Annotated in this window: 27 protein-coding genes; 16 read left to right on the forward strand and 11 right to left on the reverse strand. The window is 59.3% G+C overall.

Annotated features, from left to right (window positions below; genetic code table 11):
- Positions 1 to 29 precede the first annotated feature (29 nt).
- The gene (gene purM / locus ACZ5SR_RS05705; RefSeq protein ID WP_464450597.1) at positions 30 to 1,061 is read right to left on the reverse strand and encodes a phosphoribosylformylglycinamidine cyclo-ligase; all 1,032 of its coding nucleotides are present in this window, start codon (positions 1,059 to 1,061) and stop codon (positions 30 to 32) included.
- Positions 1,062 to 1,191: 130 nt separating this feature from the next.
- On the opposite strand from purM, the gene ACZ5SR_RS05710 reads away from it, so the two are divergent.
- The 8 genes from ACZ5SR_RS05710 to ACZ5SR_RS05745 all read left to right on the forward strand — a co-directional run bounded on the left by ACZ5SR_RS05710 (position 1,192) and on the right by ACZ5SR_RS05745 (position 7,856).
- Entirely contained in the window at positions 1,192 to 2,307 is a 1,116-nt protein-coding gene (locus ACZ5SR_RS05710) for an AI-2E family transporter (protein ID WP_464450598.1), read from the forward strand.
- Positions 2,304 to 2,990 carry a DnaA regulatory inactivator Hda gene (hda, locus tag ACZ5SR_RS05715; protein WP_464450599.1) on the forward strand — a complete coding sequence of 229 codons (687 nt, stop codon included), beginning with the start codon at positions 2,304 to 2,306 and terminating at the stop codon, positions 2,988 to 2,990. The genes ACZ5SR_RS05710 and hda overlap by 4 nt, the downstream gene beginning before the upstream one ends.
- Positions 2,987 to 3,655 (forward strand): histidinol-phosphatase, encoded by a 669-nt coding sequence (locus ACZ5SR_RS05720; protein ID WP_464450600.1) that lies wholly within the window; start codon positions 2,987 to 2,989, stop codon positions 3,653 to 3,655. The genes hda and ACZ5SR_RS05720 overlap by 4 nt, the downstream gene beginning before the upstream one ends.
- The gene (gene pcnB / locus ACZ5SR_RS05725; protein WP_464450601.1) at positions 3,652 to 5,205 is read left to right on the forward strand and encodes a polynucleotide adenylyltransferase PcnB; all 1,554 of its coding nucleotides are present in this window, start codon (positions 3,652 to 3,654) and stop codon (positions 5,203 to 5,205) included. Before ACZ5SR_RS05720 ends, pcnB begins: the two co-directional genes overlap by 4 nt.
- Positions 5,206 to 5,238: 33 nt before the next feature.
- A complete protein-coding gene (gene folK, locus ACZ5SR_RS05730; RefSeq protein WP_464450602.1) occupies positions 5,239 to 5,718 on the forward strand; it encodes a 2-amino-4-hydroxy-6-hydroxymethyldihydropteridine diphosphokinase in 480 nt (159 codons plus the stop codon).
- A complete protein-coding gene (locus tag ACZ5SR_RS05735; RefSeq protein WP_464450603.1) occupies positions 5,715 to 6,077 on the forward strand; it encodes a DMT family protein in 363 nt (120 codons plus the stop codon). The genes folK and ACZ5SR_RS05735 overlap by 4 nt, the downstream gene beginning before the upstream one ends.
- 96 nt (positions 6,078 to 6,173) lie before the next feature.
- The gene (locus ACZ5SR_RS05740; protein ID WP_100119936.1) at positions 6,174 to 6,821 is read left to right on the forward strand and encodes a DUF47 domain-containing protein; all 648 of its coding nucleotides are present in this window, start codon (positions 6,174 to 6,176) and stop codon (positions 6,819 to 6,821) included.
- Positions 6,822 to 6,842: 21 nt separating this feature from the next.
- Positions 6,843 to 7,856, forward strand: coding sequence for an anion permease (locus ACZ5SR_RS05745; RefSeq protein ID WP_464450604.1), 1,014 nt, complete (start codon positions 6,843 to 6,845; stop codon positions 7,854 to 7,856).
- Between the two features lie 83 nt (positions 7,857 to 7,939).
- Here ACZ5SR_RS05745 and ACZ5SR_RS05750 read toward each other — a convergent pair whose 3' ends face one another.
- Positions 7,940 to 8,386 (reverse strand): TM2 domain-containing protein, encoded by a 447-nt coding sequence (locus ACZ5SR_RS05750; protein WP_464450605.1) that lies wholly within the window; start codon positions 8,384 to 8,386, stop codon positions 7,940 to 7,942.
- Positions 8,387 to 8,393: 7 nt separating this feature from the next.
- A complete protein-coding gene (locus ACZ5SR_RS05755) occupies positions 8,394 to 8,915 on the reverse strand; it encodes an N-acetyltransferase family protein (RefSeq protein ID WP_464450606.1) in 522 nt (173 codons plus the stop codon).
- A 137-nt stretch (positions 8,916 to 9,052) separates the two neighbouring features.
- Between ACZ5SR_RS05755 and rpsP the strand changes: the two genes are divergently transcribed.
- The 4 genes from rpsP (at position 9,053) to rplS (ending at position 11,258) form a co-directional block, all read left to right on the forward strand.
- Positions 9,053 to 9,304, forward strand: coding sequence for a 30S ribosomal protein S16 (rpsP, locus tag ACZ5SR_RS05760; protein ID WP_090045429.1), 252 nt, complete (start codon positions 9,053 to 9,055; stop codon positions 9,302 to 9,304).
- A gap of 16 nt (positions 9,305 to 9,320) precedes the next feature.
- The gene (gene rimM, locus ACZ5SR_RS05765) at positions 9,321 to 9,932 is read left to right on the forward strand and encodes a ribosome maturation factor RimM (RefSeq protein WP_464450607.1); all 612 of its coding nucleotides are present in this window, start codon (positions 9,321 to 9,323) and stop codon (positions 9,930 to 9,932) included.
- Positions 9,933 to 9,960: 28 nt separating this feature from the next.
- A complete protein-coding gene (trmD, locus tag ACZ5SR_RS05770; protein WP_464450608.1) occupies positions 9,961 to 10,758 on the forward strand; it encodes a tRNA (guanosine(37)-N1)-methyltransferase TrmD in 798 nt (265 codons plus the stop codon).
- A 116-nt stretch (positions 10,759 to 10,874) separates the two neighbouring features.
- The gene (gene rplS, locus ACZ5SR_RS05775; RefSeq protein WP_291916532.1) at positions 10,875 to 11,258 is read left to right on the forward strand and encodes a 50S ribosomal protein L19; all 384 of its coding nucleotides are present in this window, start codon (positions 10,875 to 10,877) and stop codon (positions 11,256 to 11,258) included.
- A gap of 170 nt (positions 11,259 to 11,428) precedes the next feature.
- On the opposite strand, the gene ACZ5SR_RS05780 is transcribed toward rplS, so the two are convergent.
- Both ACZ5SR_RS05780 and orn read right to left on the reverse strand, forming a co-directional pair.
- Positions 11,429 to 13,483 carry a DEAD/DEAH box helicase gene (locus tag ACZ5SR_RS05780; RefSeq protein ID WP_464450609.1) on the reverse strand — a complete coding sequence of 685 codons (2,055 nt, stop codon included), beginning with the start codon at positions 13,481 to 13,483 and terminating at the stop codon, positions 11,429 to 11,431.
- A gap of 261 nt (positions 13,484 to 13,744) precedes the next feature.
- The gene (gene orn, locus ACZ5SR_RS05785; RefSeq protein ID WP_464450610.1) at positions 13,745 to 14,335 is read right to left on the reverse strand and encodes an oligoribonuclease; all 591 of its coding nucleotides are present in this window, start codon (positions 14,333 to 14,335) and stop codon (positions 13,745 to 13,747) included.
- 94 nt (positions 14,336 to 14,429) lie between these two features.
- On the opposite strand from orn, the gene ACZ5SR_RS05790 reads away from it, so the two are divergent.
- Genes ACZ5SR_RS05790 through rsgA form a run of 3 tightly spaced genes read left to right on the forward strand, consistent with a single transcriptional unit; the run spans position 14,430 to position 16,996 of the window.
- Positions 14,430 to 15,689 carry a M48 family metallopeptidase gene (locus tag ACZ5SR_RS05790; protein ID WP_464450611.1) on the forward strand — a complete coding sequence of 420 codons (1,260 nt, stop codon included), beginning with the start codon at positions 14,430 to 14,432 and terminating at the stop codon, positions 15,687 to 15,689.
- The gene (locus ACZ5SR_RS05795; protein ID WP_464450612.1) at positions 15,686 to 15,997 is read left to right on the forward strand and encodes a 4a-hydroxytetrahydrobiopterin dehydratase; all 312 of its coding nucleotides are present in this window, start codon (positions 15,686 to 15,688) and stop codon (positions 15,995 to 15,997) included. Before ACZ5SR_RS05790 ends, ACZ5SR_RS05795 begins: the two co-directional genes overlap by 4 nt.
- 6 nt (positions 15,998 to 16,003) lie before the next feature.
- A complete protein-coding gene (gene rsgA / locus ACZ5SR_RS05800) occupies positions 16,004 to 16,996 on the forward strand; it encodes a ribosome small subunit-dependent GTPase A (protein ID WP_464450613.1) in 993 nt (330 codons plus the stop codon).
- Between the two features lie 25 nt (positions 16,997 to 17,021).
- Here rsgA and ACZ5SR_RS05805 read toward each other — a convergent pair whose 3' ends face one another.
- Both ACZ5SR_RS05805 and ACZ5SR_RS05810 read right to left on the reverse strand, forming a co-directional pair.
- On the reverse strand, positions 17,022 to 17,987 hold the full coding sequence (locus ACZ5SR_RS05805; protein ID WP_464450614.1) for a CobD/CbiB family protein: 966 nt from the start codon (positions 17,985 to 17,987) through the stop codon (positions 17,022 to 17,024).
- Positions 17,988 to 17,994: 7 nt separating this feature from the next.
- Positions 17,995 to 18,729: a CoA pyrophosphatase gene (locus ACZ5SR_RS05810; protein ID WP_464450615.1), complete on the reverse strand. Its 735-nt coding sequence runs from the start codon at positions 18,727 to 18,729 to the stop codon at positions 17,995 to 17,997.
- Positions 18,730 to 18,890: 161 nt separating this feature from the next.
- Between ACZ5SR_RS05810 and ACZ5SR_RS05815 the strand changes: the two genes are divergently transcribed.
- Positions 18,891 to 19,721 carry a hypothetical protein gene (locus ACZ5SR_RS05815; RefSeq protein ID WP_464450616.1) on the forward strand — a complete coding sequence of 277 codons (831 nt, stop codon included), beginning with the start codon at positions 18,891 to 18,893 and terminating at the stop codon, positions 19,719 to 19,721.
- Between the two features lie 112 nt (positions 19,722 to 19,833).
- On the opposite strand, the gene ACZ5SR_RS05820 is transcribed toward ACZ5SR_RS05815, so the two are convergent.
- The 4 genes from ACZ5SR_RS05820 to ACZ5SR_RS05835 all read right to left on the reverse strand — a co-directional run bounded on the left by ACZ5SR_RS05820 (position 19,834) and on the right by ACZ5SR_RS05835 (position 25,308).
- A complete protein-coding gene (locus ACZ5SR_RS05820) occupies positions 19,834 to 20,841 on the reverse strand; it encodes a class 1 fructose-bisphosphatase (protein ID WP_464450617.1) in 1,008 nt (335 codons plus the stop codon).
- A 15-nt stretch (positions 20,842 to 20,856) separates the two neighbouring features.
- The gene (pepN, locus tag ACZ5SR_RS05825; protein WP_464450618.1) at positions 20,857 to 23,568 is read right to left on the reverse strand and encodes an aminopeptidase N; all 2,712 of its coding nucleotides are present in this window, start codon (positions 23,566 to 23,568) and stop codon (positions 20,857 to 20,859) included.
- A 33-nt stretch (positions 23,569 to 23,601) separates the two neighbouring features.
- A protein-coding gene (gene prfB / locus ACZ5SR_RS05830) for a peptide chain release factor 2 (RefSeq protein WP_464450619.1) occupies positions 23,602 to 24,706 on the reverse strand; the annotation gives its coding sequence in 2 pieces (ribosomal slippage) (positions 23,602 to 24,624 and positions 24,626 to 24,706; 1,104 coding nt in all).
- A gap of 71 nt (positions 24,707 to 24,777) precedes the next feature.
- A complete protein-coding gene (locus ACZ5SR_RS05835) occupies positions 24,778 to 25,308 on the reverse strand; it encodes a hypothetical protein (RefSeq protein WP_464450620.1) in 531 nt (176 codons plus the stop codon).
- Positions 25,309 to 25,311 lie beyond the last annotated feature (3 nt).

A 25,311-nucleotide genomic window follows, 5' to 3' on the forward strand; every position in this document is an offset into this window, starting at 1 on the left:
GTCGCAGGCATCAAGGACTGAAAGCTTGTTTAAGCCACCACCACCTGAGCGCCTTCGCCTTGGGCCGCGATGCGGCCAATGGTGAATACCTGCTCCCCGGCAGCGCGCAGAGTAGCCGCGCAGCCTTCGGCTTCGGCTGCATCAATGACCACCACCATGCCTATGCCGTTGTTGAAGGTGCGGTTCATTTCGATGTCGTCAATGCCCGCAGTGGCCTGTAGCCAAGCAAACAACTCGGTTTGTGGCCAGCTGCCTTTTTGCAGGTGGGCGGCCAGGCCGTCGGGCAGCACGCGGGGGATGTTTTCGAGCAAGCCGCCGCCAGTGATGTGGGCCAGAGCCTTGATGGGGTGAGCAGCCAATGCGGCCAACACATTGAGCACGTAAAGGCGGGTGGGCTCCATCAAGGCTTGCTTGAAGGGTTTGCCGTCAAGCGTGGCGGGAGCGTTGCTGCCCGCGCGCTCGATACATTTGCGCACCAGACTGAAACCGTTTGAGTGCACGCCGCTGGACGCTAGGCCCAGCACCACATCACCCGCTTTCACGTTCTGACCGGTGAGGATTTTCGATTTTTCGACCGCACCGACCGCAAATCCTGCCAAGTCGTATTCGCCAGCGGGATACATGCCGGGCATTTCGGCGGTTTCGCCGCCAATCAGCGCGCAGCCCGACAGCTCGCAGCCTTTGGCAATGCCGCCGACCACGGCTGCTGCCGTGTCCACGTCCAGCTTGCCGCAGGCAAAGTAGTCTAGGAAGAACAGGGGCTCGGCGCCTTGTACCAGCACGTCGTTGACGCTCATGGCAACCAGGTCAATGCCTACGTTGTCATGCATGTTCCATTCAAACGCCAGCTTGAGCTTGGTGCCTACGCCGTCTGTGCCGCTCACCAGCACGGGCTCTTTGTAGCGTTTGGGCACTTCAAACAGGGCACCAAAACCGCCGATACCTGCCAGCACGCCTTCGCGCATGGTTTTCTTGGCCAGGGGTTTGATGCGCTCGACCAGCGCGTCTCCCGCAACGATGTCGACGCCAGCGTCTTTGTAGGAAAGAGGGGTTTGAGTCATGGTTTTGGCCCGAATGGGGCGTGTGAACAGGAATAAGGGCCAATAAACGGGCTGGCAGACTAAAATCAAGGCTTATTTTAAGGGTTAGCCCTGAGCGCTTGGGCCTGACCCCGGCAAAACAAGAGACCGCATGCAAGCCCCCCTTCCATTTTTGATGACCCGACTGGCTGCCTGGCTTGGCGTGGCCTTGGTTGCCGTGCTTGTTTTTTGGCTGCTTGCACCGGTGCTGGCGCCATTCGTGATTGCGGCGGTGATGGCCTATGTTTTGCACCCCTTGGTGCTCAGGCTGGAGAGTGTTGTCGGAGGGCGTTTGCCGCGCGCTTTGGCCGTGGTGCTGGTGGAGGCGCTGGCCCTGCTGGCCCTTTTGGGGTTGTTTTTGTTGCTGGTGCCAATTTTGGTGCGTGAATGGCCTTTGTTGCAGCAGCAATTGCCCTTGTTGCTTGACCGCCTCGGTGATGCCGTCAACCCCTTGTTGGCCCAGCTGGGACTGAATGTCTCGCTGGATCTGGGTGACCTGAAAAAACAACTGGTGGCTTACCTGAGCGCGAACCGCGAAGACTGGTGGGCTCCACTCATGTCCTCGCTCAAACTCGGTGGCAGCGTGGCGTTGGCCTTTGCAGGTTATGCGGTGCTGGTGCCCGTGGCATTGTTCTACATGCTTTATGACTGGACCCGGCTGGTCAACAGCGTGCTCGAGCTGGTGCCGCCGGCCTGGCGTGAGCGATTTGATGGCTTCATGCGTGATTGCGATGAGGTCTTGGGCGAGTACCTGCGTGGCCAGATGTTGGTGATGCTGGCGTTGGCCGTGTTTTATTCGCTGGGCCTGAGTTTGTTCGGTCTGGATCTTGCGCTGCCCATAGGGGTGTTCACTGGGCTGGCTGTGTTTGTGCCTTATCTGGGCTTTGGTTTGGGCCTGGTGCTGGCGCTGTTGGCCGGTTTGCTGCAGTTGGCGCCATCGCAAGCCCTGCTCATGGTGGCCGTGGTTTATGGTTTAGGTCAGTTGATTGAGAGCTTTGTGCTGACGCCCCGTTTGGTGGGGGAGCGCATCGGCTTGCACCCGCTGGCTGTCATTTTGGCTCTGATGGTTTTTGGCCAAGTGCTGGGTTTTGTGGGTGTGCTGATCGCCTTGCCTGCCAGTGCAGTCTTGTTGGTGGGCTTGCGCCGTTTGCGTGTGCAATACCTGCAAAGTGATCTGTACCGTAAAAGTGGCTCGGGTGCGGTGGAACAAGGACCCGATCAGGCATGAAGCAACTGGCTTTGGACATTGGCTTGGCCTCAATCCCCACGTTGGATAATTTTTTTGCTGGCCCCAACGCAGCCGCCTTGAACCACCTGCGTTTGTGGACGGCCTCGTCCAGTCGATCGCCTGTGCCCAGTTATTTGTGGGGGGAGAGCGGTTCGGGCAAAACCCATTTACTTCACGCAGTGCACCATGCGCTGCAAGAGCAGGGCGCACAGGTGGGCTGGATGGACGCCCACAGCATGGACCCGCCCGAGTTCAACGACGATTGGGCCGCCGTGCTGATGGACGATGTGCACTTGTACAACGCCGAGCAGCAGCACACCGCCTTCAACTGGTTTGTCAACGCCTTGACGCCCCGCAGTGGCACACCGCGCTGGGTGTTGGCCGCCGGGGCTTTGCCTCCGGCCGATCTGAAGCTGCGCGACGATTTGCGCAGCCGCCTGGGCTGGGGCCACATCGACGCCCTGCAGGTGTTGGGCGAACCCGAACGCCGCGCCGTGCTGCGCCAAGAAGCCGATGCCCGGGGCTTGTTTTTGAGCGACGAAGTCATGTCTTACATGCTCAAGCGCTTTTCGCGTGATTTGGGCAGCCTGATGCAGCTGCTGGATCACTTGGACCACTACGCACTGCAAACACAACGCGCCCTGACCATCCCTTTGGTGCGGGCGATGCTGGAGAACGAATGAAACTCGCCCTGTTCGACCTGGACCACACCTTGCTGCCGTTGGACTCTGACCACACCTGGGGGGTGTTCACGACCGAAATGGGTTGGACCGACCCGGCGGTGTTCAGCCAGCGCAACGACGAGTTTTATGCCCACTACCAAGCGGGCACGCTCGATATTCATGACTACGTGCGCTTTGCCACCCGCGCCGCGCGTGAACGTGGTGCTACCGAGGCGGCGCAGGCCCATGCCCGGTATATGGACGAAGTGATCCGCCCGCGCATCACGCCCGAGGCGCTGGCGCTGGTACGATCACACCAACACGCGGGCGACACGGTCCTGATCGTGACCGCCACCAACGAGTTTGTGACCCGCCCGATTGCCCAGGCCTTCGGCGTGAGCGAGTTGATCGCAGTTGACCTCGAACGCGATGCCAGTGGCTGGATCACGGGCGAGATCCGGGGCACACCGTCCTTTCGGGAGGGTAAAGTCACTCGGGTCGCGCATTGGTTGAACCAAAAAGGCTTGGGCTGGGGCGACGTGGAAATGACGTTCTACTCGGACTCCATGAACGACTTGCCGCTTCTGGAAAAAGCCCACCATCCGGTGGCAACGAACCCTGACGCTCGGTTGCGTCAACTGGCCACAGAGCGTGGCTGGCGCATCCTCGACCTCTTTCAAGAATGATCAAACAATTCATCGACAAGCTGATGGGCAAAACGCCCAAAAGCAGCAAGCCCCACTTTGGCCGCCGTACCGAGGTGTCCGCATCGGTGCACGGCATCGACCCCAACTTGGTGGACGAACGCGCGATCCATGTGACGCGCACTTTGCAGCAAGCCGGGTTTGAGGCCTACATCGTGGGCGGCGCTGTGCGCGACCTGCTGCTGGGCCTGCGCCCCAAAGACTTTGATGTGGCGACCAACGCCACGCCCGAGCAGGTCAAGGGCCTGTTTCGACGCGCTTTCATCATCGGGCGGCGCTTTCGCATCGTGCACGTGGTTTACGGCCGAGGGCGCGACAACGAGGTGATTGAGGTGTCCACTTTCCGGGCGCACCTGGACAACGTGGCCGCAGAGCAGGTCAAAGGCAACGAGCGCACCAGCAAACGCCAGCTCGAAGGCATGCAACACGCCGTGGACTCCTCGGGCCGTGTGCTGCGCGACAACGTTTGGGGTCCGCAAGACGAAGACGCCACGCGCCGTGACTTCACCGTGAACGCCATGTACTACGACCCCGAGTCGCAGATCGTGGTGGACTACCACGGCGGCATTCAGGATTCGAAAAAGCGTGTGTTGCGCATGATCGGCGACCCGGTGGCACGTTACCGCGAAGACCCGGTACGCATCATCCGCGCGGTGCGTTTTGCCGCCAAGCTCAGCCCGCTGGGGTTCAAGCTGGAGGCCAAAACCGCCAAGCCCCTGACGCAGTCGGCCACCTTGTTGGCCGATGTGCCGCAAAGCCGTTTGTTTGACGAGATGCTCAAGCTGCTGCAAACCGGACACGCCCTGGCGTCCATTGAGCAGCTGAAAAAGCTGGGTTTGGCCACCGGCATTTACCCCTTGCTGGATGTGGTGGTGGAGCGGGCGGACAGCGCCTTTGTGCAAGTGGCGCTGGCCGATACCGACCGCCGCGTGGGCGAGGGCAAGCCGGTCGCTCCGAGTTTCTTGTTGGCCTGTGTGTTGTGGGCCGACGTGCGCGAAGGCTGGGCCAAACGCTTGGCGCGCAAGGAACACCCGCACCCGGCTTTGCAGGACGCGATCGACGAGGTGTTTGATGCACGCATCGGCGACGTGTCTGGTCGCGGCAAGCTGGCGGCTGACATGCGCGAGATCTGGATGATGCAGCCGCGCTTTGAAAAGCGCGTGGGCAGCACACCCTTTGGCCTGGTCGAGCAGCCACGTTTTCGTGCAGGCTTTGACTTTTTGCGATTGCGTGCTGACATCGAAGAAGTGGACATTCGTTTGGCCGACTGGTGGCAAGAGTTCAGCATGGCCAGCGATTCAGAGCGTGAGGACTTGGTGCAAGCGGCCAAGGTCGAGCAGCAGGCCTCGCAAGCGGCCAAGCCCCGCGTGCGCCGTGCCCCCCGACCCGAGGGCTCACCCGCGCCAGCCGAGAGTCGCCCTTCACCAGAGGCCGAAGGCGCCGATGAGGGGGCTGCCAAAAAACGCCGCCGTCGTCGCCGCAAACCCGGCGCTGCAGGTGATCAGGCGGGCGACGGCGGCAGTGCCGCCTGAATCTGTGATCTGAATGAACAGCAAGGGGCGATCTTGAGAGACCCCGTCACCGCTTATGTGGCCTTGGGGGCTAACCTGGGGGACGCCCGCACGGCTGTGCTGCAGGCCTTTGAGGCACTGGCCTGTTGGCCAGAGATTCAAGTCACAGGCCGTTCCGCGCTTTACCGCACAGCGCCCCATGAGGCCCAAGGGCCTGACTTCATCAACGCGGTGGCCCGCATCGACACAGGTTTAACCGCACCCGATGTGCTGGACGCTTTGCAAGCCATCGAGCACCGGGCGGGCCGTGTGCGTCCCTATGTGAACGCACCGCGCAGCCTGGACCTGGATCTGCTGTTTTACGGCGATGCCTGCATCCACAGCCCCCGCCTGACCGTGCCCCATCCGCGCTGGCGTGAGCGGGCTTTTGTGCTGGTTCCCTTGGCCGATGTGTGGCCGCAGCGTGTTGGCCCTGAAGACCTTGCCCGCGTGGCGGACCAGGCCATCGAGCGTTTGCCTTTGGAGTGTCGATGACTTTTCTCACCAGCTTGCCCGTGTCGCTGCAGACCATCTTGCTCTTGCTGGCCAGCAACGTGTTCATGACCTTTGCCTGGTATGGGCACCTGCGCAACATGTCCACCGCCCCGTGGTATGCCGCTGCCTTGGTCAGTTGGGGCATTGCCTTGTTCGAATACATGTTCCAGGTGCCAGCCAACCGAATCGGTTACACGCAATTCAGCGTGGCGCAACTCAAGATCATGCAAGAGGTCATCACCTTGACTGTGTTTGTACCCTTTGCGATTTTTTACCTCAAAGAGCCCTTCAAACTGGACTATCTCTGGGCGGCTTTGTGCATGGTGGGCGCGGTCTATTTCATTTTCAGAAGCCCCTGAGGCCTTGGACCTTAATTCCTAGATTTCGTACGGTTAAACTCGTTACTGTCATACCGTTGTCACATTTGACTTTGTACCGTTATCAGGAGCTTTCCCATGCTGTTTGGCAAATTGCTGCCCAAAGAAGGTAACTTCTTCGAACTTTTTAATCAACACGCGGACCGCATTGTCGAAGCGGCTCGGGCCTTCTCCAACTTGGTGGCCAATTACAACGATGTTCACTTGCGTGAAAAGTACAACCGGGATGTGGATAACGCCGAGCACGCCGCGGATCGCGTGACCCAGGAAGTGAACCGCCTGATCCACACCACCTTCATCACCCCGATTGACCGTGAGCAAATCCACGCGCTCATCAACTTGATGGATGACGTGGCCGACTTGATTCAAGACTCGGCCGAAACCATGGCGCTGTATGACGTGCGTCACATGACCGAAGAAATCACCCGTCTGACCGATTTGTCGGTCAAGTGCTGTGAGCGCGTGCAGGACGCAGTCAAGTTGTTGGCCAAAATTGGCGAACCCTCTGTGGCCGAGGCGGCCTTGAAGACCTGCGAAGAAATCGATCGCCTGGAGTCCGATGCCGACCGAGTGATGCGCAGCGCGATGAGCAAATTGTTCCGTGACGAACCCGATGTCCGCGAAATCATCAAGCTCAAGGCGATTTACGAGCTACTGGAAACCATCACCGACAAGTGTGAAGACGTGGCCAACCAAATCGAGGGCATCGTCCTCGAAAACTCCTGATCCGAACGGGGAATCCTGAACATGGAAACCGTACAAGCCGCCTTGTGGGTGGTGATCTTGCTGGTCGCCCTGGCGCTCATTTTCGACTTCATGAACGGCTTCCACGATGCCGCCAATTCGATCGCGACCGTGGTGTCCACGGGCGTGCTCAAACCGGGGCAGGCCGTGGTGTTTGCTGCCTTCTTCAACTTCATTGCCATTTTTGTCTTCCACCTGAGTGTGGCCGCCACAGTGGGCAAAGGAATTGTTCAGCCCGGCGTAGTCGATACCCATGTAGTGTTTGGTGCACTTGTGGGGGCCATCACCTGGAACGTGATCACTTGGTATTACGGCATCCCCAGCAGCTCCTCGCATGCCTTGATTGGCGGGATTGTGGGTGCTGTGATCGCTAAAGCTGGGGCCGGAGCCCTGATCTCGACGGGCATCATGAAAACCGTGGCCTTTATTTTTGTATCCCCTTTGCTCGGCTTTTTGCTGGGCTCCCTGATGATGGTGGCGGTCGCTCATCTTTTCAGACGCTCCAGGCCATCGAGAGTGGATAAATGGTTCCGCCGCTTGCAGTTGGTGTCGGCTGGGGCCTACAGCCTGGGGCATGGCGGCAACGATGCGCAAAAAACCATCGGCATCATCTGGTTGCTGTTGATCGCGACCGGCTACGCCACCACGGCCGACGCTTCGCCTCCGGGGTGGGTCATCGTCAGCTGTTACCTCGCGATTGGTTTGGGCACCATGTTTGGCGGCTGGCGCATTGTCAAGACGATGGGCCAGAAAATCACCAAGCTCAAGCCGGTAGGCGGCTTTTGCGCCGAAACGGGTGGAGCCATGACGCTGTTTTTGGCCACTACACTGGGGATTCCGGTCTCGACCACGCACACCATCACCGGTGCCATTGTGGGCGTGGGCTCTACCCAGCGTGCCAGCGCCGTGCGATGGGGTGTGGCGGGCAATATTGTTTGGGCCTGGGTGCTGACCATTCCGGCCAGCGCCTTTGTGGCAGCGATCGCATACTGGCTCAGTTTTCAAATTTTCGACTGATGGCGTGACCCGCCGGTTGAATTCGGGGACCTTTTGCTTGACCCAATGTATGCCGCCCAACTGCAACAGTTGGGCGGCATTTTTTATTGGCTTATCAGTCGGGCCGCTTCGATCTGGTACTCAAAGTAGCGCTGGAAGCTGAAGACCAGACTGGACATCAAGACGGTGGTGCCCAGCAGCAAGGCCACAACGATGCCAATGATCGTGCCCCATTGCGTGCGACCCGATGGCGTCAGCGCATCGGCTTGAGGGTTGAATTTGGCGTTCCATTTTTCGATGGGCGTCAGGCCATAAATGATGGCATTCAGGGCGCAGCCGGCGATGGTGAAGCCCAGCAAAGGAATCAACATCCAGCTGAGCGTGTCGTCCTGGCCAAACTGCTGCACACGCTCCAAGCCATAAAAACCCAGCGCCGTGGGGATGGGCAGCAGCCAGGCCAGCATGTCCGTCAAGCCGTACAAGTAGAAACGGTGCAGACCCAATGGGCCTGTCCAGAAAGCCAACCAAGTCGCCAGTGTTTTGTTTTTCATGGAGCGATTATTGCGGAGGGCTGCTGTCACCTGCGCCCAAAGGCTTTTCCATCATCACGACATCGAGCCAGCGGTCGAATTTCCAGCCGCAGGACTTGAGCACGCCGACGTGGCTGAAGCCCAAGGCGGTGTGTACACCGATGGACCCGGCATTGGCCGAGTCACCGATCACAGCCAGGAATTTGCGTACGCCTGCGCGTTCGGCCTGTGCGCACAACTCGGCCAGCAAGGCGCGGCCCATCCCCTTGCGGTTGGCGTCGGGTGCCATATAAATAGAATCTTCGGCGGAAAAGCGGTAAGCGGGGCGGGGCTTGAACCAGTTGCAATAGGCAAAACCGATCACGCGACCTTCGTCTTCGACCACCAGGTAAGGCAAGCCCTTGGACAGCACATCGGCGCGCCGGCTGGCCATGTCTGCCTCGGAGGGCGGATCAATCTCGAATGTTCCGGTGCCGGTCAGGACGTGGTGGCGGTAAATGGCCGTGATGGCGGCGACATCTTCGTCGCGGCTGGGGCGTATCAGAGGCAAGGCAAGGCTCCCGTTGTATAATGGTGGGCTTTTCAGTGTGTCACTGGCCGGGTGGCCAGTTGCGTGTCTCAAACGCTGAAGGATACCGGGCATCTGGGCAATTGTTCCCAAGATACCCAACCACCCAAGGATAAATCATGGTTGTTATTCGTCTGAACCGCGGCGGCTCTAAAGCACGTCCTTTCTTCAACATCGTCGTTGCTGACAAGCGCGTGCGTCGCGATGGTCGCTTCCTCGAGCGTATCGGTTTCTACAACCCCACAGCCAAAGGCGGCGAAGAAGGTCTGCGCATTGCCCAAGACCGCCTGACCTACTGGAAGGGCGTTGGCGCCCAAGCTTCCCCCACCGTGGAACGCCTGATCCGTCAAGCCGGCAAAGCCGCTGCCTGATTGGTTCGCTGAGGTCATGCGTCCGCCTTTGGAAACAGCCGCACTGCCGGCTGACGCCATCGAAATCGGGCGCATCACCGATGCATGGGGCATCAAAGGCTGGTTCAAGGTCTTGCCCCACAGCGCCTCGCCCGAGGCGCTTTTTTCTGCCAAAAGCTGGTTTCTGTTGCCGCCCGATCGGCCCATGAAACCCCAGCGTGGCCAAGAGGCTGCAGCCTCTGCTCAACAGGCCTGGCGCGAGCCTTTGCTGCTCAATATCCTCGAAGTCAAAGACCATTCCGACACCGTGGTGGCGCGTGCCCAAGGCATTGATGATCGCAACGCATCCGAATCCTTGCGTGGTGGCCGAATTTTTGTGCCACGCTCCAGCTTCCCGGCTGCCGCCGATGGCGAGTATTACTGGGTTGATTTGATGGGCCTGCAGGTGTTCAACCGCGAAGGTGTGGATCTGGGCCAGGTGCGCGACCTCATGTCCACCGGGCCGCAAACCGTTCTCGTCATCGAAGCTGCTGCCGAAGCTGAAGGCGGCAAGCCTGTCGAGCGCATGATCCCGTTTGTGGCAGCTTTCATCGACGGTGTTGACTTGCCAGGCAAGCGCATCACGGTCGACTGGCAGCCCGACTACTGAGCCGCCCCGGCCGTGGAGGGCCCGCCCCATGCGCTTTGACATCATTACCCTGTTTCCCGAGCTGTTTGCGCCGCTCTTGACCAGTGGCATCACGCGTCGTGCCTACGAAAGCGGGTTGGTCGACGTGCGTTTGTGGAACCCCCGCGACCATGCCGAAGGCAATTACCGCCGTGTCGACGACCGCTCGTTTGGCGGTGGTCCTGGCATGGTCATGTTGGCCGAGCCCTTGTTCAAATGCCTCACGGCCATTCGGGCTGAGCGTCAGGAAACGGCGCCAGCACCTTTGGTGCTGTTTTCTCCGATTGGGCAGACGATGAACCACGGCTCTGTTGAGCAATGGTCGGCCAGCGCGGGTGCTGTGTTGTTGTGTGGGCGCTATGAGGGTGTGGACCAACGCTTTATCGACCGGTATGTGGACCAGGAAATCAGTTTGGGCGACTTTGTGCTCTCGGGCGGTGAAATCGCCGCCATGGCCTTGCTAGATGCGGTGGCCCGATTGCAACCGGGTGTGTTGGGCGATGAGGGTAGCCACCAGTTGGACAGTTTCAATCCTGCGCTGGATGGCTTGCTGGACAGCCCGCATTACACCCGCCCCGAGGTTTGGCAGGGCCAGGCTGTACCGCCTGAATTGATGTCGGGTCACCATGCGCACATTGCGCGCTGGCGTCGTGACCAGAGCCTGAGTCTGACTGCGAAGCACCGACCCGAATTGTTGGACCAAGCCCGTCTTTCGGGCAAGCTGAGTCGGCATGACGAAACCTTCTTGAAGCAGCTGGCGCATGGCTCGTCCGAAGTCAGCAGCGATACGGGGCCGAAAAAGCTATAATCAAGGGCTTTTCGATCCTTTACCCGCCGCGATCTGGCTCAGTCATGCACCAGCATGGCCTTTACAGCACAGAACGCCCCTTGTGTAGCGAGGCATGATCGGACGGAGTTCAAAAAATGAATTTGATTCAAACTCTTGAGCAGGAAGAAATTGCCCGTTTGGGTAAAGTGATTCCTGAATTTGCCCCCGGCGACACCGTGATCGTCAGCGTCAACGTGGTGGAAGGCGCGCGCAAGCGTGTCCAGGCCTACGAAGGTGTTGTGATCGCCAAGCGTAACCGTGGTCTGAACAGCGGCTTCACCGTGCGCAAGATCTCCAGTGGCGAAGGCGTGGAACGTACGTTCCAAACCTACAGCCCCGTGATCGCCAGCATTGAAGTCAAGCGTCGTGGTGATGTTCGCCGCGCCAAGCTGTACTACCTGCGTGACCGCAGCGGCAAGTCGGCACGTATCAAAGAAAAGTTGCCTCAGCGCAAAGCAGCACCCGCTGCCAAAGCGTAAAGCCTTTTCGGCCATACGAAAAAACCGCCCGGGTTTGCGCCCAGGGCGGTTTTTTTATGGGCGCTTCAAAACGTGCATCCGTTCCGCTCGGCCATAAAAAAAGGCCTTGCCGGTGAGGGCAAGACCTTCGAATGAGATCTTGAAGTCCTGGGTTGAACCCAGGAAAACGATCAACCGCGCGTGATTTTCAGCACGCGAGTGCCGCCACGCTTGCCTGCAGGGCCTTCGCCTGCGGCGTGGGGCTTGAAGTTGCTGGCGCCAAACTGCTTGGGGCCACGGGCGAACTTGTCGCCAGCAGCGCCGCGAGGGGCGGGGCGTGCTGCGTTGCGGTTGTCGCCGCCACGGTCTTCCCAGCGGCCACCTTGACGAGGACCGTCCTGGCGTCCATCTTGACGTGGGGCAGGGCGGCTGTCGCCTTTGTCCCATGGGTGCGCAGGTGCGCCACGCTGTTCAAAGCGGTCACCACCACGGTGGTCACCACGAGGGGCGTCAAAACGTCCACCTTCTTTGCGTTCGAAACGGGGTTCGGCGCGTTGTTCGAAGCGTGGCTGCTCTTCGCGGAAGTTGCCACGTGGAGCGCGGTTGTCAAAACCACCGCCATCGCGATCACGGTTGCCGCCGAAGTCGCGGCCACCTGGAGCTGGACGGCCACCGCGGAAGCCACCGCCTGCATTGGCGTAGTTGCGCTCGCCACCGAAACGGTCACCGCCACGGCCCATGGGCTTGCGAGCTTCAGGCATGCGGGCTTTGGGCTCCAGGCCTGGAATCACTTCGGCTTTGAAAGGCTGGCGTGTGTAGGACTCGATGTCACCAATCTTGCGGCGGTCGCGCATTTCGGCAAAGGTCACGGCCAAGCCATCGCGGCCTGCGCGGCCTGTGCGGCCAATGCGGTGGGTGTAGTCTTCGGCCTTCATCGGCAAGCCGAAGTTGAAGACGTGGGTGATGGTGGGCACGTCGATGCCGCGCGCAGCCACGTCGGTAGCGACCAAAATTTGCACTTGGCCATTGCGCAGCGCCATCAGGCGGCGGTTGCGCATGCCTTGGCTCAAAGCGCCGTGCAAGGCCACAGCCGAGAAACCGTCTTGCTGCAGGTCAGCGGCCAAGCCGTCGCACTCGATTTGGGTGCTGGAGAACACGATGGCCTGGTCGATCGTGGCGTCACGCAACCAGTGGTCGAGCATCTGGCGCTTGTGTTGGGCGTTGTCGGCCCAGAACAGCACCTGTTTGATGTTGTTGTGCTTTTCTTGGGGGTTGTCGATCTGGATTTTCTGAACCGAAGAACCACCGTCGTGCATCACGCGCATGGCCAGTTGTTGAATGCGCGGCGCAAAGGTGGCACTGAACATCATGGTCTGGCGGCGCTGGCTGGTCATGTCGTTGATGTCGGCCAAGTCGTCCGAGAAGCCCAGGTCGAGCATGCGGTCGGCTTCGTCCACCACCAAAAACTGAACCTTGTCCAGCTTGATTTGCATGGAGCGCTGCAGGTCGAGCAAACGGCCAGGCGTGGCCACCACCAAGTTGGCGTTTTGCAGCTTGGCAATTTGCAGCTGGTAAGGGATGCCGCCGACCACGTTGGCCACGCGCAGGCCACGGGTGTGCTTGACCAACTCGATGGCGTCTTGCGCCACCTGTTGGGCCAATTCACGTGTGGGACACAGAATCAATGCGCCGGGTGTCGGTGCCTTGAAGTTGCGGGGGTTTGTGGGGTCTTTGCGCTTGGAGCGTTTAGGTGCTGGCTCGCCCTTGGCGGCAGCGTCGGCGCAGGCTTGATCGAACTCGGCGCGTTCAGCAGCTTCTTGTTCGGCCATTTGCTGGATCAGTGTGTGCAGCACGGGCAGCAAGAAGGCGGCGGTTTTGCCGCTACCGGTCTGGCTGGAGACCATCAGGTCGGTGTAGCCATTGGACTTGCCATCTTTGGAGCCGCCAGCAGTAGGCAGAGCCAGAGGAATGGCGCGCAATTGCACAGCGGTGGGCTGGGTGTAACCCAGATCGGCCACGGCTTGCACCAGTTCTGGGGCCAGGCCCAGCTCGACGAAACCGTTGGGCACGTCGGCGATGGTTTCAACTTCTTCGGCTGATTCGGTCGTGACTTCAGCCGCTTTATCGGAGGTGATTTCGGCCGCTGCGGCGACCATGATTTCAGTGGCCAGGTTGGTCGCAGCGGGGGTGGATGTGATTTCGGCAGGCGACAAGTCGTCCTGCACTGTGTTCAAAGTGTCAGTCATGTGTATGTATAAAACTCGCACGGAACAACGGCCGCTAACAGAAAACTGTTGCTGATGGCCGCAGGCACCGCAAGGTTGAAAAAACATCAACCATCAAACGGTGCTCGCGAGTGGCGCTGGGCTTGGAGCCTGGCCGCTGAGAGTGACCCTATCGTTGGGTCAAGGCATGAAGGGAGATGTATGAATTGCCACACCTGAAATGCAGCAAGCTTACGATTATGGCACGGCCAAAGAAAAAACGCTAGGGTTTTCCCTGAAAAATCACAAACGGATGAAATGCTCGCGGTAATGCGCCAGTTCGTCGATGGATTCGTGCACATCGGCAAGGGCCGTGTGCTTTTGCTGCTTCTTGAAGTTGGCGTAGACCTCAGGCTTCCAGCGACGCGACAGCTCTTTGAGGGTGCTCACGTCCAGATTGCGGTAGTGGAAGAACGCTTCCAGCTTGGGCATGAACTTGACCAGAAAGCGGCGGTCCTGGCTGATGGTGTTGCCGCACAGCGGGGACGCACTCTTGGGTACGTACTTTTTCAGAAAGGCCAGGATCTGTTCTTCGGCATCAGCCTCGCTGGTGGTGGAGGCCTTGACCTTGTCGATCAGCCCACTTTTGCCGTGGGTGCCCTTGTTCCACTTGTCCATTTGGTTGAGCAGTTCGTCGGTTTGGTGAATCACCAGCACAGGCCCTTCGATGCGGGGCGTTAGGTGGGGCCCCGTCACGATGACGGCGATCTCCAGCAAGCGTTCTTTTTCGGGGTCCAGTCCCGTCATTTCGCAATCGATCCAGACCAGGTTCTGGTCGGATTTGGGCAGCTCTGCAGCTTCATGAGCAGGGGTGTGGGTATGGGCATCAGACATGCATAGATTGTCGCCGATGCCAGGAGCCCCTCTGTCACGGGCATGAATCAAGGCCTCCCACCGGCACAGAAGGTGCGGCTCCTACAATGGCGGCATGAATGCATCCCTGACTTTGACCCTGACTCTGGTGGTGGCCTTGCTGGCCCATGTGGCTCTCAAGTTCTGGCTGAACGCCCGCCAGGTGCGGCATGTGGCCCGCCACCGCAGCGCCGTGCCTGCGGCTTACGCCGATACCATGGCCTTGGCGGACCACCAAAAAGCGGCCGACTACACCTTGGCCAAAGCAAGACTGTCGCAAATCGACATCGCCCTGGAAGCCGCGGTGCTGCTGGGCTGGACTCTGTTGGGTGGGCTTGATGCGCTCAATCAGGTGCTGCTAGGCTGGATGGGACAGGGCATGCCGCAGCAAATCTCGCTGGTGTTGGGCTTCATGCTGGTCGGGGGGCTCATCGGAATGCCCTTGTCGCTGATGCAAACCTTTGGCGTGGAGCAACGCTTTGGCTTCAACAAAATCACGCCTGCCTTGTGGCTTGGGGACATGGCCAAAGGGTTGGTCTTGGGCCTTGCGCTGGGCTTACCGCTTTTGTGGGTGGTGCTTTGGCTCATGCAAGCCGGAGGCGCTTGGTGGTGGCTGTGGGCCTGGGGCGTGTTGGTGGTTTGGCAACTGTTTTTGATGGCGATTGCCCCCAATGTGATCATGCCCTTGTTCAATAAATTCACGCCCCTGGAAGATGAGTCGCTCAAGGCTCGTGTGCAGCGCCTGATGCAACGTGCAGGTTTCACCGCCAAAGGTTTTTTTGTGATGGATGGCAGCCGCCGCTCGGCGCATTCCAATGCGTTTTTTACAGGGTTTGGGGCGAGCAAGCGTGTGGTGTTTTTTGACACCCTGCTCAAGCAACTGAGCCCGGCTGAAATGGAAGCGGTGCTGGCCCATGAGTTGGGTCATTTCAAGCACAAGCATATTGTCAAAATGATGGCGACCAGTTTTGCCATGACGCTGGCGGGTCTGGCCCTTCTCGGTTGGCTGGCGCAGCAGGTATGGTTTTACACGGGCTTGGGTGTGATGCCCAATTTGTCGGGCAGCAACGACGCGCTGGCGCTGGTTCTGTTCATGCTGGTCACGCCCGTGTTCACGCTGTTCTTTGCGCCCGTGTCCTCGTGGCGCTCACGCCAGCAAGAGTTCGAGGCCGATGCCTATGCCGTGTCTCAAACGCCAGGTAAGGACTTGTCCTCGGCCCTGCTCAAGCTGTACCAAGATAACGCCTCGACCCTAACGCCCGATCCTTGGTATGTGAAGTTTTATTACTCGCACCCCCCCGCCAGTGAGCGTTTGCTGAGGATGAAAACCGCATGAGCACGCCAGAAGTCAGGGCCCTCAAGCCCACCGAGGTGATCATGGCGCTGGGCCAGATTCCAGGCTGGCGATTGTCGGGCGATGGCGACAACATCGCCATTGAAAAGACCTTCGAATTTGCCCAGCACTCACACGCTTTGCTCTTCGTCAACAGCGTGGGCTGGTTATCTGAAAAGCTCAACCACCACCCGGAACTGTTGCTGACCTACAAACGTTGTGTGTTGCGCTGGAACACGCACGATGTGCGCGGCTTGAGCCGATTGGATTTTGAAGCGGCCACACAAACCGATGCCTTGTTACCGGCATGAAGCGGCATGAATAAACCCAAAGCTCGACCCGCCTTGCCCCAAGCCAACGATTTGGAGCCGGGCTTGGTGGTGGCCACCTATGGCCGCCATTGTTTGGTGGAGACCCCCGAAGGTCGGCGCCTGATTTGCCACCCACGGGGCAAGAAAAACCAAGTGGTGGTGGGCGATCAGGTGCTGTGGCAAATTGCAGGTGACGAGGGCAGCATCGAAAAGCTGCAGGAGCGCCGCAACCTGTTTTACAGGCAAGACGAAATCCGCACCAAATCCTTTGCAGCCAATTTGGACCGCGTGCTGATCTTGATCGCGGCCGACCCCGAGTATTCGGAAAGCCAGCTCTCACGCGCCTTGGTGGCGGCCGAGGCCGAGCGCATCACACCCATCATCGCGCTCAACAAAAGCGACCTCGCCCAGCCCTTTGCGCAGGCCTGGGAACGGCTGGCACCCTACCGCGCCATGGGTTACAGCGTCATGCCCATCAGCCTGAGCCCACGCAGCCCGGTGGCCGACGATGGCGTGGCCGCTTTGTGCGCGCATTTGCAAGGCCTGACCACCTTGGTGCTGGGCCCGTCGGGCAGCGGCAAAAGCACACTGATCAACCGCTTGGTGCCCGATGCGCAGGTGGAGACGGGGGAAATTTCGCAGGCGCTGAACTCGGGCAAGCACACCACGACCAGTACGCGTTGGTACTGGGTGCCTGCACTCGACGGGCTTGCTCAAGAGGGTGCTCAAACTGGCGCTGTACGCACGGCCTTGATCGACTCACCCGGCTTTCAAGAATTTGGCTTGCACCACATTGAGCCCACCCGCTTGGCAGACTGCATGCCCGATTTGCGAAAGCATTTGGGTGGCTGCAAGTTCTACAACTGCACCCATTTGCACGAACCCGGTTGCGCCGTATTGGCGCAAGTTGAAACCGCTGAGCGCCCTGGCACCATCAGTGTGCGCCGTCACCGTATTTACGCGCAGCTTTTTGAGGAGTTGGGCCAGCAGCGCTGGTGAACGGTTGGGTGTGCTCCGTGCTCTCTCAGCCTACCAAATTGGCCATCGTCAACAAGGCCACCAGCACCAGCCACATGATCACCGTGCGCCACACCAAGCCCACCACCTGGGCGAAATGGGCCACTTCGGGAATGCGTCCTGGTGTGCTGCTGCCTCCTGTCATTTCCCTGCGTTCGTCTTCCTCGTTGGCTGCCTGCAAGGCGGCACCGCCCAAGCGGATGTTGATGGCACCTGCCGTGGCGGCTAGGATCACACCGTCGTTATCCTCCGGGAAGTTTTGTGCATGGTTGCGCCAACCATCCATAGCGTCTTCAAAGCTGCCCACAATGGCAAACCCCAGAGCAGTCATGCGCGAGGGCAACCAATCCATGGCCTGCCACGCCCGCAAGGCCACGGAGCGCAAGGCCTCACTCACCACGGAACCATCTGTGGTGGGTTCTTGCCAACGGCGCTGCGCCAGTTCAGTGAGGCGGTAAACCACAGCGCCCACGGGTCCCAAGCCAATGATGGACAGGACCGCATACCAAAAGAACACCCCGAAAACATGCCGGTGGGCTGCGATCATCGAGAATTCGATCACATGACGCACGATCTCGCTGCGTGGTATTTGACCCACTTGAACCTGTTGCCATTGCGCCAAAAGTTCTCGGGCTTGGGTTTCATCGCCGTTCTCCAGGGCCTCGCGGATCGCGGTGAAGTGATGACTGAACTGGCGAAAGCCCAGTGTGATGTAGAGCAAAGCCACGTTCCAGACCATGGCAAACAGCCAACCCAGTCCCCATTCGAGCGCCCAGTGAACAAGCATGGTCAAAAGCGCCGGGCCGATCACTGTGATGCCCCAAGTGACCCAGGCCTGATGCCGCACGCCCGCGTCAAATGTGCGGGCAACCCAAGCGACCCAACGCTTGATGGCGGTGTAAATCGCATTCACAGGGTTCAATGGATGAGCCTGCTCCAGCACCAGCGCCAACAGGATTGCAAAAAAACTCATGGCGTCCTCATCGGGAGGGGTTGACGACCAAAAAACGGTAGAAGTTACGAAGCATAGCGGCTGTCGCACCCCAAATGAAACGCTCGACCAAGTCGCTGTCACCGTTGGGCGCCGTTCGGGTCTCTTCGTAAGGCATGGAAAACCATTGACGCCGGGCACCTTGCCACTCGACGGTATGGCGACGGTGGTTGGCCGGATTCATCAAAAAATCAAGCGGGACTTCGAAAACATCCTGAACCTCATCCGCGTTGGGTCTCAACTCAAACTCCGGACTGACCAAGGCAATGACGGGAGTGACCCAAAAAGAGGTGCCGGTGACATACACCGGCAATTCCCCAATCACTTGCACATGCCGGGAGTCCAAACCCACCTCCTCATGGGCCTCACGCAGGGCTGTAGCACGCCGGCTGGTGTCCTGCGGGTCGACTTTGCCGCCAGGAAAGGCGATTTGGCCGGAGTGCGTCGACATGTGGTTTGCCCGCTGGGTGAGCAATACGGTCGACTGCGAAAAATTGGGCCCACGCATGACGATGGGCACCAGCACCGCAGCTGGAGTGGGTTCGCGTGCGGAAAAGGAGGTCTCCCGCTCGACCTCGGGTTGCCAGACTGGAGGTTGCTCAAACCGGGTTCGCAGGGCATCGGGCAACAAATGGGCCGACGGCACAGCTGGCATATCGTGGTCGATACGCCAAACCGGAACATTGCGGGGATCAAAAGATATAGGACTGGACACAGAGGGCATTTATAACCGAGACAGAGACCGCCGCCATTTAGAATGGTTCACGCTGCACTTTTTAGCAGCGCTATTTTTTATCGATATAGGTTGACACCATGAAGCGTGACTATTTTTCTCAAAATCCCCCGTCTGATCGCCGTTTTGGCGAGCACCGATCCGGCACCTGTATGGCATTGATCGATGGCCGTTTCCTGATCTGGATGGCCCAGCAGGGCGCTGTGGGGACCACAGGCGATTCGGTGAATCGCCAAGGCCTGCTCAATTTGTTGTCCCAAGCGTTGGCGCATGCCGGACTCGATGTCGATTTGCGACGCATCTACTGGTACAGCGACCGCTCTGACGGGCTGATCATCGACGATCAAATCGTACGTTTGGTGCAAACCCATGATGCGGACGGTGGTGCATCCTTGCTGCGCTCCTTGGGCCATGACCTCAAGCAACTGGCCGAGCACCATGCCTGCGACCATGTGCTGGTGGCCAGCGACGACGAACGTTTTTTGGCCACTATCGACGAGGCCCAACTCAGCGGTCTAAGTGTTCACCTGCTGGCCGATGAATCAGCCCGCAATATGCCCCAAATGGTGCGCACCGATCCGGGTTGGGCACGATTGCTGGCTCAGGCCGATCGCCGTGTGGTGGTGAACACCCAGGCGCTGGCCGACATGCTTCAAGGCAAGCTGCCGACCGGCATGGGGTTGGCCGTGGAAGATGTGGAAGAGCTGCGCAAGTCGATGCAAGAAGTCATTACGGCCTGGTGGTCGGATGAGCCCGAAGACCTGCGCGAAGACCTGCGTGATGCCCTGCAGGTCAGCCGCGGCGTTCCACAGGAAGTCGATCGCCAGCTCTTGCTGCGCATGCGCCAGCGCTTGGCACGCGCATTGAGCTTGCCCGAGAAGAAAATGTTGCGTGAAACCCTGCGTGCCGTGGTTTCCGAGTCTGTGGCGGCTACAGCTCCTGCGCCTGTTGGCGATGGCTTTCCGCCAGACAGCGACGAATGATTCACCACGCAAGCCAATGGCTTGCGGTCATGAAAGTCAAAAAGCCCCTGACACTCGCGTGTCAGGGGCTTTTTGATGGCTGACATGCAGCAGCAAAGCTGCAGGGCCAGGATTAAGCTTTGGCGTGGTATTGAGTCACGCGATCGACTTCATTTTTGGAGCCCAGCACCACACTCACGCGCTCGTGCAATTGGGTGGGTTGTAAATCGAGAATACGTTCTTTGCCATTGGTGGCTGCGCCACCGGCTTGCTCGATCAGCCAGCTCATGGGGTTGGCCTCGTACAACAGGCGCAGCTTGCCGGGTTTGTGCGGTTCGCGCTTGTCCCAGGGGTACATGAAGACGCCGCCACGGGTCAGGATGCGGTGCACGTCGGCCACCATGCTGGCGATCCAGCGCATGTTGAAGTCCTTGCCACGCAGGCCTTCCTTGCCCTGCAGGCATTCATCGATGTAGCGGCGCACGGGCTCGTCCCAGTGGCGCATATTGCTCATGTTGATGGCAAATTCTTTGGTGTCGGCGGGCACTTGCACATTTTCTTGTGTCAGCACGAAGGAGCCTTGCTCGCGGTCCAAGGTGAACATGGCCACGCCGTCGCCCACGGTGAGTACCAAAGTGGTTTGCGGGCCGTAGACGCAGTAGCCAGCCGCCACTTGCTGTTTGCCAGGTTGCAAAAAGTCTTTTTCGGTGACGCCCTGCTCACCCTCCGTCTTTTTGAGCACGCTGAAGATGGTGCCGATGCTGACGTTGACGTCGATGTTGGACGAACCATCCAAAGGATCAAACAGCAGCAGGTATTCGCCTTGCGGGTAGCGGTTGGGCACCAGGTAGATGCTGTCCATCTCTTCAGAGGCCATGGCCGCGAGGTGTCCGCCCCATTCGTTGGCTTCAAGCAGCACCTCGTTGGCGATGATGTCCAACTTCTTTTGCACTTCGCCTTGCACGTTCTCGCTTTCGGCCGTGCCCAGTACGCCACCCAACGCGCCTTTGTTCACAGCGTGGCTGATGCTTTTGCAGGCGCGGGCCACCACTTCGAGCAGCAAGCGCAAGTCAGCCGGAATGTGGCCTTTGTCGCGTTGCTGCTCCACCAAATAGCGGGACAGGGAAATTTTGCTGCTCATGTTCGTTCCTTGGGTTCAGGTGCTGCTCAGGGCGCGGCCGATGACTTCTCGCACGTCGTTCGAGAGGTCTGACTTGGCCGCCACGCGCTCGATCGCCACGCGAGCGGCGCTGCGGTAGGGCTCAGCCAATCGGCTCCAGCGGTCCATGGCGCGAGCCAGGCGTGCCGCCACTTGCGGATTGATGGCGTCGAGCGCCAGAACCTGCTCGCTCCAGTACACATAACCTGCCGCGTCGGCGCGGTGGAAACCTGCCGGGTTGGCACTGCAGTAGCTGAAGATCAGGCTGCGAGCGCGGTTGGGGTTGCGCAGGCTGAAGTCGGCATGTTGCATGAGTTGGCGTACACGCGGCAACACGTCGCCTGCTCGGTCAGGTGCACCGGCTTGCAGGGCAAACCACTTGTCGATTACCAAGGCTTCTTGCTGGAACATTTTGTGGAACAAGTCCAAGGCATCTTGTGCCAAGGCATGGCCGCTGACGACCAGCGCCGACAAGGCGTTGAAGCGGTCGGTCATGTTGCCTGCATCCTTGAACTGCTGGTAAACACGGCCGGGCATCACCGCGTCGCCGCTTTGAACGGCGGCCACGCACAGCATGGTCATGGCCATGCCTGCGAGGGCACGGCGCCCGCTGGACTTGGCATCAGGGGAATAAGCCCCATTGTGTTTGTGCGCATCCCAAGCCCACTGCCAGTCAGCTTGCAGGGCGGTGGCCAATTGCACGCGCATGGTTTCGCGCAGGAAGTGCACGCGCTGTGGGTCGACCACGTCGAGCTGGTCGGCGATGTAGTTTTCAGACGGCAGGGTGAGCGCTAAATCCTTGAAGGCCGCGTCCAGTGTGGGGTGGCGCAGCACGTTGCGCAAAGCAGCCACCAGTTCCTCTGACAAAACGGGAATACCCGTCAGATCCTTGTTTTGCTGAATGGCTTCGAGTGCACTTTGCAGCATCAGGCGCTGGCCTGCTTCCCATTGGTTGAAGGGGTCGCTGTCGTGGGCCAGCAAGATCAGCAGGTCATCGGTGTTGAGCCCGTCTTCGAGCACCACTGGGGCGCTGAAACCTCGCAGCAATGAAGGAACAGGCTCGCTGTCGATGTTGGCAAATGTGTAGCTGGCGCTGGCCTCGGTCAGCACCAGGGTTTGCTGCAGCGCGCTTTCGGCAGAGCCGGCCACTTGCAGGGACAGTGCATGGCCGTCGCGACTTACCAGACCCAGCGTGACCGGGATCACGAAGGGTGCTTTGCGATCCTGGTCGGGGGTCGCGGGGCAGCTTTGGCTGAGGGTCAGGGTGTAGCTGCGTTCGGCCGAGTTGTATTGGCCTGTGGCTTGCAGTCGCGGCGTGCCCGCTTGGCTGTACCAGTGCTTGAAAGTGCTCAGGTTGTTGGCGAGCGCTGAGCCGGGGTTGGCATCGGCAATGGCTTGTGCAAAGTCGTCGCAGGTCACGGCCTGGCCGTCATGGCGCTCAAAGTAGAGCTTCATGCCCTTGGCAAAACCGTCGCGACCTAAGCTGTCAGAGGGCGTGGCCACCAGGGTCTGCATCATGCGAACGACTTCGGAGCCTTTTTCGTAGATGGTGACGGTGTAGAAGTTGTTGATTTCCACATAGCTGTCGGGGCGTACCGGGTGGGCCATGGGGCCGGCGTCCTCGGCAAACTGCACCGTGCGCAGCACGCGCACATCTTCGATGCGTTTGACTGCACGGGCGCTGGTGTCGCCCGCCATGTCCTGGCTGAACTCCTGGTCGCGAAAGACCGTGAGGCCCTCTTTGAGCGAGAGCTGGAACCAGTCTCGGCAGGTGATGCGGTTACCAGTCCAGTTGTGGAAGTACTCGTGGCCGACAACACTTTCGATGTTGCCGAAGTCCATGTCGGTGGCGGTGGCCGGGTTCGCCAACACGTATTTGGTGTTGAAGATATTCAGGCCTTTGTTTTCCATCGCGCCCATGTTGAAGTCGCTGGTGGCGACGATCATGAAGCGCTCCAGGTCCAGCGGCAGGCCAAAGCGCGCTTCGTCCCAAGCCACGCTGGCCATGAGGGAGTTCATCGCGTGCTCGGTCTTGTCCAGGTCGCCGGGGCGCACAAAGACTTGCAGCAAATGCTCGGTGCCACTGCGGCTGACGATGCGTTGCTCGCGTGCGACCAGCTGACCGGCCACCAGGGCAAACAGGTAACAGGGTTTTTTGTGCGGATCGACCCACTTGGCAAAGTGACGTCCATCTTCCAATGCGCCTTGCTCCACCAGGTTGCCGTTGGAGAGCAGCACCGGGTATTTGGCTTTGTCAGCGCGCAGCGTGACGGTGTAGCTGGCCATCACATCCGGACGATCCAGGAAGTAGGTGATGCGTCTAAAACCCTCGGCCTCACACTGGGTGAAGAAGGTGCCCTGGCTGACGTACAAGCCCATCAACTGGGTGTTTTTTTCGGGGTTACAGGTGGTGAAGATTTCCAGATCGAAGGGCTCGTGGCCTTCTGGCAAATTCTCCAGAACCAGCTGATTGCCGTCCATCTTGAACGAGGTGCCGCCGCCGTTGACCAACACGCGGGCCAAATTGAGGTCTTCGCCATCCAGGCGCAGCGGCTGGGCCACCACGTCGGGGTTGCGGCGCAAGCGCATTTTGTTCAGCACGCGGGTTTTGTTCGGGTCCAGATCAAAGGTCAGATCGACCGTGTCGATCCAGAACGCCGGGGCGGCATAAGCCTCCCGGTGAATCGCGGTGGGTTGTCCTTCACGCATCACTAACTCCGTTTTCGTTGAGGTCTGAGCAGCTCAGAGGCCTTGTTTCAGTGAGGCTTCGATGAACGCATCGAGGTCGCCATCGAGCACCTTTTGGGTGGCCGAAATTTCGACGTTGGTGCGCAAATCCTTGATGCGGCTGTTGTCCAGCACATAGCTGCGAATCTGGTGACCCCAGCCCACATCGGTCTTGGTGTCTTCCAGCTTTTGCTGCTCTTCCAGACGCTTGCGCATCTCGAAGTCGTAAAGGCGTGAGCGCAGGCGTTGCCAAGCAACATCGCGGTTGCTGTGCTGGCTGCGCCCATCCTGGCACTGCACCACGATACCCGTGGGGATGTGCGTCAGGCGCACGGCCGAGTCGGTCTTGTTGATGTGCTGACCGCCCGCGCCGCTGGCTCGGAAAGTGTCGGTGCGCACGTCTGACGGGTTGATGTTGATCTCGATCGAGTCGTCGATCTCGGGGTACACAAACAAAGATGCAAAAGACGTGTGACGGCCGCCCGACGAGTCGAATGGGCTCTTGCGCACCAATCGGTGCACGCCGGTTTCGGTTCGAAGCAAGCCAAACGCGTATTCGCCTTCGATTTTGATGGTTGCCCCCTTGATGCCTGCGGTGTCCCCCGGGGTTTCGTCTTCCACCGTAGCCTTGAAGCCTTTGCGTTCGGCGTACTTGATGTACTGGCGCAGCAACATGCTGGCCCAGTCGCAAGCTTCTGTGCCACCTGCACCAGCCTGGATGTCGACAAAGCAGTTGAGCGGATCGGCCTCGTGGCGGAACATGCGGCGAAATTCGAGGTCTTCCACCAGCTTGGCCAGTTTGGCGGCTTCAGTTTCGATCGTTTGCAGGCCCGCATCGTCGCCTTCTTCCTTGCTCATTTCGAAGAGTTCAAGGTTGTCGGCCAATTCGCTGGTCAGGTTGGTGATGGTCACCACCACGCCGTCGAGGGCTTTTTTCTCTTTGCCCAGTTCTTGGGCTTTTTTGGGGTCGTTCCAGACCGAAGGATCTTCGAGCGATGCGTTGACGGTTCTCAGCCGTTCAGATTTGGCATCGTAGTCAAAGATACCCCCGTAACTCGTGGGTACGAGCGGTCAGGTCTGTGAGGGATGCGCCGATTTGGTTGATGCGTTCTGCGTCCATGGGGAAAGTATCCGGTTCAGTAAACCGGACATTTTCTCATGAGTTGGCGTCACGCCCGCTTGTGTTGGGGCTTAAAACTGACGCCCGTAAGAGAACATGAGGGCGGCAGTGCCCAAAAACTTGAGCTGCACCGAATCGTGAGGGGTCAGTTTGTAGCCCACCGCCGGGATGATGGCCGGGGAAAAACCGTTGTGGTTGAGGGGAACCTTGTTCTCATAAGGGGACACATAGCCATACATGATCCCGCCCGTCACTTTGGCGTAAAGCTTGGGCATACCCCACAAGTTGTTGAACTGCTGACCGGCATAAACGTACACAGACGGTTGTCCAAACGAGTTGCTAAAAAAGCTGATGCCGCACAGGCGGTCGCCGGGTAGTTGCTCGTCAATCGCCACCAGGACCACTTTTTTGTGTTCAGGGTTGTTGCTGAAGTGGTGGGTGTATGGCGAGAACGTGAATTCACCCTTGTGGGTGGGTTCAGGTGCGCCTTTCACAGCCAAAAAGTCGGGGCAGTAACGGCTGGCTGAATCTGCATACGCCGAAGAAAACAGCACCGACAAGGCAGCAGCCAAGCCAAAGCGGGTCAGGGAAATGAGGTTCATGGC

Source organism: Limnohabitans sp. TEGF002, from assembly GCF_055395845.1.